General features: G+C 72.6%; 4 protein-coding genes. All 4 read right to left on the reverse strand.

Annotated features, from left to right (window positions below; translation table 11 throughout):
- On the reverse strand, window positions 1-309 hold a 309-nt coding region (locus PV350_RS44730; RefSeq protein ID WP_500339081.1), incomplete at its 3' end, for a biotin/lipoyl-containing protein.
- Window positions 310-360: 51 nt separating this feature from the next.
- A complete protein-coding gene (gene lpdA / locus PV350_RS44735; RefSeq protein WP_499511451.1) occupies window positions 361-1,749 on the reverse strand; it encodes a dihydrolipoyl dehydrogenase in 1,389 nt (462 codons plus the stop codon).
- A 303-nt stretch (window positions 1,750-2,052) separates the two neighbouring features.
- A complete protein-coding gene (locus PV350_RS44740) occupies window positions 2,053-3,564 on the reverse strand; it encodes a leucyl aminopeptidase family protein (protein WP_499511450.1) in 1,512 nt (503 codons plus the stop codon).
- A gap of 286 nt (window positions 3,565-3,850) precedes the next feature.
- Window positions 3,851-4,655, reverse strand: an 805-nt coding sequence (locus PV350_RS44745; protein ID WP_500339082.1) for an adenosylcobinamide-GDP ribazoletransferase, incomplete at its 5' end; no start/stop codon positions are given.

The raw sequence follows: 4,655 nt of genomic DNA on the forward strand, positions 1-4,655 counted from the left end.
GGCCTCCTGCACCGGAGCCGGCGCGGGCTCCGCCGCGGCGGCCGGGGCGGGGGCGGCAGCGGGGGCGCCCGTGCCGTCGTCGATGACGGCCAGCTCGGCGCCGACCTCCACCGTCTCGTCCTCGGCCACCTTGATGGAGGAGAGGATGCCCGAAGCGGGCGCCGGGATCTCGGTGTCGACCTTGTCGGTCGACACCTCGAGCAGCGGCTCGTCGGCCTCTACGCGTTCACCCTCGGCCTTGAGCCAGCGGGTGACGGTGCCCTCGGACACGCTCTCGCCGAGCGCCGGCAGGGTTACGGAAACCGCCATGGTTTCGGTTGCTCCTAACGATCTGTGCGGATCTGTCTGCGTGTCCGTGGGTCAGTCGTGCGAGTGAAGGGGCTTGCCCGCGAGCGCGAGGTGCGCCTCGCCGAGGGCCTCGTTCTGCGTCGGGTGCGCGTGGATGAGCTGCGCGACCTCGGCCGGCAGCGCCTCCCAGTTGTAGACCAGCTGGGCCTCGCCCACCTGCTCGCCCATGCGGTCGCCGACCATGTGGACACCGACCACGGCGCCGTCGCGGACCTGGACGAGCTTGATCTCGCCCGCGGTCTTGAGGATCTTGCTCTTGCCGTTGCCGGCCAGGTTGTACTTCAGGGTGACGACCTTGTCGGCGCCGTACAGCTCCTTGGCCTTGGCCTCGGAGATGCCGACGGAGGCGACCTCCGGGTGGCAGTACGTGACGCGCGGCACGCCGTCGTAGTCGATCGGCACGGTCTTCAGGCCGGCCAGCCGCTCCGCGACGAGGATGCCCTCGGCGAAGCCGACGTGGGCCAGCTGGAGGGTCGGGACGAGGTCGCCGACCGCGGAGATGGTGGGCACGTTGGTGCGCATGTACTCGTCGACGAGGACGTAGCCGCGGTCCATGGCGACCCCGGCCTCCTCGTAGCCCAGGCCCTGGGAGACCGGGCCGCGGCCGACGGCCACGAGCAGGACCTCGGCCTCGAACTCCTTGCCGTCGGCCAGGGTGACCTTGACGCCGTCGGCGGTGTACTCGGCCTTGGAGAAGAAGGTGCCGAGGTTGAACTTGATGCCCCGCTTGCGGAAGGCGCGCTCCAGCAGCTTCGAGCTGTTCTCGTCCTCGACCGGCACGAGGTGCGGCAGGCCCTCGACGATGGTGACGTCGGCGCCGAAGGACTTCCACGCCGAGGCGAACTCGACGCCGATGACACCGCCGCCGAGGATGATCGCGGACTTCGGCACACGGTCCAGGACCAGAGCGTGGTCGGAGGAGATGATGCGGTCGCCGTCGATGGCCAGGCCCGGCAGCGACTTCGGCACGGAGCCGGTCGCCAGGAGCACGTGGCGGCCGGTGTAGCGCTGGCCGCCCACGTCCACCGAGGTCGGGGAGGACAGACGGCCCTCACCGGTCACGTAGGTGACCTTGCGGGAGGCCACCAGGCCCTGCAGGCCCTTGTAGAGGCCCGAGATCACGTCGTCCTTGTACTTGTGGACCCCGGCGATGTCGATGCCCTCGAAAGTGGCCTTGACACCGAACTGATCGGCCTCGCGGGCCTGGTCCGCGATCTCACCGGCGTGCAGCAGAGCCTTCGTGGGGATGCAGCCGCGGTGCAGGCAGGTGCCGCCGAGCTTGTCCTTCTCGATCAGGGCGACGTCCAGACCGAGCTGCGCCGCACGCAGCGCTGCGGCGTAGCCGCCGCTACCGCCACCGAGGATCACTAGGTCGAAAACGGTGCTGGCGTCGTTCGCCACGTCACGTCCTCCATGCATGGATACGCCGGAGCCGGTCCGTCATGACCGGGCGGCGGCTTTTGTTCGGCCGCTTCTGTTAAACGGGGCCCTGTCGTGCCGAGACAACATCTTCGCACTTGTTCGGGGCCGACGAGGCACCGGGCCGGTGTCTGAGACGTACGGAACGTCCCCGGCCGGGGCTACTCGCCGGTATCCCTTGCGAAATACGGAGCGGTTGCACTCTTTGCTCGCCCTTGGCGAACGCGTACGGCCCCGGATGCCATACCCGGGGCCGTACGGAATGTGCCGAGGCTTACACCGCGGTCAGAGCAGCTCGCCCTCGCCGGCCTTCTCGGCCACGCGCACCAGGGTGCGGATGGCGGAGCCGGTGCCGCCCTTGGGGGTGTAGCCGAAGGGGCCGGACTCGTTGAAGGCGGGGCCCGCGATGTCCAGGTGGGCCCAGGTGATGCCCTCGCCGACGAACTCCTTCAGGAACAGGCCGGCCGCCAGGCCGCCGCCCATGCGCTCGCCCATGTTCGCGATGTCCGCGGTGGGGGAGTCCATGGCCTTGCGCAGGTCGGCCGGGAGCGGCATCGGCCAGGACTGCTCGCCGACCTCGGTCGCGACCTCGTGCAGCGCGGTGCGGAAGGCGTCGTCGTTGGCCATGACGCCGAAGATGCGGTTGCCCAGGGCCAGCACCATGGCGCCGGTCAGGGTCGCCACGTCGATGATCGCGTCGGGCTTCTCCTCGGAGGCGCGGGTGAGGGCGTCGGCCATCACCAGGCGGCCCTCGGCGTCGGTGTTGAGCACCTCGACGGTCTTGCCGCTGTACATCTTCAGCACGTCGCCGGGGCGGGCGGCGCTGCCCGAGGGCATGTTCTCGGCGAGCGCCAGCCAGCCGGTGACGTTGACGGGCAGGCCGAGGCGCGCGGCGGCGACCACGGTGGACAGCACGGCGGCGGCACCGCTCATGTCGCACTTCATGGTCTCGTTGTGACCGGCCGGCTTCAGGGAGATGCCGCCCGAGTCGTAGGTGATGCCCTTGCCGACCAGTGCCAGGTGCTTGGCGCCGCGGCCCTTGGCACCGGTGTAGGCGATCTTCACCAGGCGGGGCGGGTTCGCCGAGCCCTGGCCGACGCCCATGATGCCGCCGTAGCCGCCCTTGACCAGCGCCTTCTCGTCCAACACCTCGATCTTGAGGCCGTGCTCCTTGGCGGCCTCCTGCGCGAGCGCGGCGAAGGACTTCGGGTGGAGGTCGTTCGGCGGCATGTTGATCAGGTCGCGCGCCCGGTTGACCTCCGCTGCGATGACGGCGGCCCGCTCGGCGGCGGCCTTGAACGCCTTGTCCCGCGGCTTCGCGCCGACCAGCGCGACCTCGGCGAGCGGGGCCTTGCCGTTGGACGACTGGTACGCGGTGTACGTGTAGGCGCCGAGCAGCGCGCCCTCGGCGACCGCCTGCGCGGCGTCCGCGTCCTGCACCGGAAGGGCGTAGGCGGCCTTCTTCGACCCGGCCAGCGCGCGGGCGGCGGCGCCGGCGGCCTTGCGCAGCGCCTCGGTGTCGTACGCGGCGCCGTCGGCCGGGGCCTCACCGAGCCCGACCGCCAGCACGACCGGGGACTTCAGGCCGTCCGGGGCGGGGAGCTTGGTCACCTCACCCTCCGCGCCCGAGGCGCCCAGTGTCTCGAGCGTCGCGGCGAGCCGGCCGGAGAAGGCCTGGTCCACCGCCTCCGCCCCGGCGGCGACCTCGGGGCCCTTGGCGCCCTTGGTCACGCCGACGACGACGGCGTCAGCGCGCAGCGCTGCCGCGGAGGAGGTGCTGAGAGTCAGTGCAGTCACGGTGATGCGGATCCTGTTCCTTCGGGGGTCCAATACTTGACGCCGGACTCCGTCCGGCTCCCTCGTGCCCGACGCCGGGCGTCCTTCGCGGCACGGGCGGGGGTGCAGCACCGACCTTACGCTCACTCCTGTCGCTTGCGACCACGACCTGCGCCCATGACGGCGAAGGCGCGGGTTTTCCCTATGGGACCGCGCCCGCGCGGCACCCCGGACAGGGTCCCGATCCCCTTCCGCCCGGTGGGAGTTGGGGCGTCGGACCGCATCACGCCCGGTCGCCGCGCGGCGCTCAGCCCAGGGTGAGCACCAGCAGCGCGGCCGTCGCGGCTGTCTCGCACAACGCGCCGAAGACGTCACCGGTGACGCCGCCCAGGCGCCGGCGGCACCGCAGCAGCAGCAGTTCCGCGGCGGCCAGGCCCGCCGCCGCAGCAGCCGCACAGCGCACCGCGTCCGGCACGCCGAAGGCGGCCCCGCAGATGGCGCAGATCGCCACCGTCAGCGCGGCCGACGCCCAGGCGGTACGGGCGGGGACCGCGCCCGCCACGGCCGCGCCGAGCCCGCCGGGGCGGGCCGGGGGCACACCGTCACGGCAGGCCAGCGTCATCGCGGCGCGGGCGGTGAGCCCGGCCAGGGCGGCGGCGACCGCACCCCGGGTCCAGGACTGGCCGTACAGCTCTGCGAGCGCGGCGACCTGGGCCAGCAGGACGAGGACCAGGGTGAGCACACCGAAGGGCCCGATGTCGGACTGCTTCATGATGCGCAGCGCGTCCTCGGCGGGCTTGCCGCTGCCCAGCCCGTCGGCGGTGTCGGCCAGCCCGTCCAGGTGCAGCCCCCGCGTCAGGGCGGCCGGTACGGCGGCGCTCGCCACCGCGGCGGGCAGCGGCCCCGAGCCCAGGAGCAGCAGGAGTCCGCCGGCCGCCGCGCACAGCCCCACGACCAGCCCGGCCACGGGCGCCCAGAGCATCCCGGCGCGGGCCGCCGCGCGGTCCCAGCGGGTGACCCGGACCCGCAGCACCGTCAGGGTGCCGAAGGCGAAGCGCAGCCCGTCGGCGGCCGTGACGGCGGGGGGCGCGTGAGCGGGCGCGGGGTCGGGG

This window comes from Streptomyces sp. PA03-6a, assembly GCF_033792765.1.
Taxonomy (GTDB): Bacteria; Actinomycetota; Actinomycetes; order Streptomycetales; family Streptomycetaceae; genus Actinacidiphila.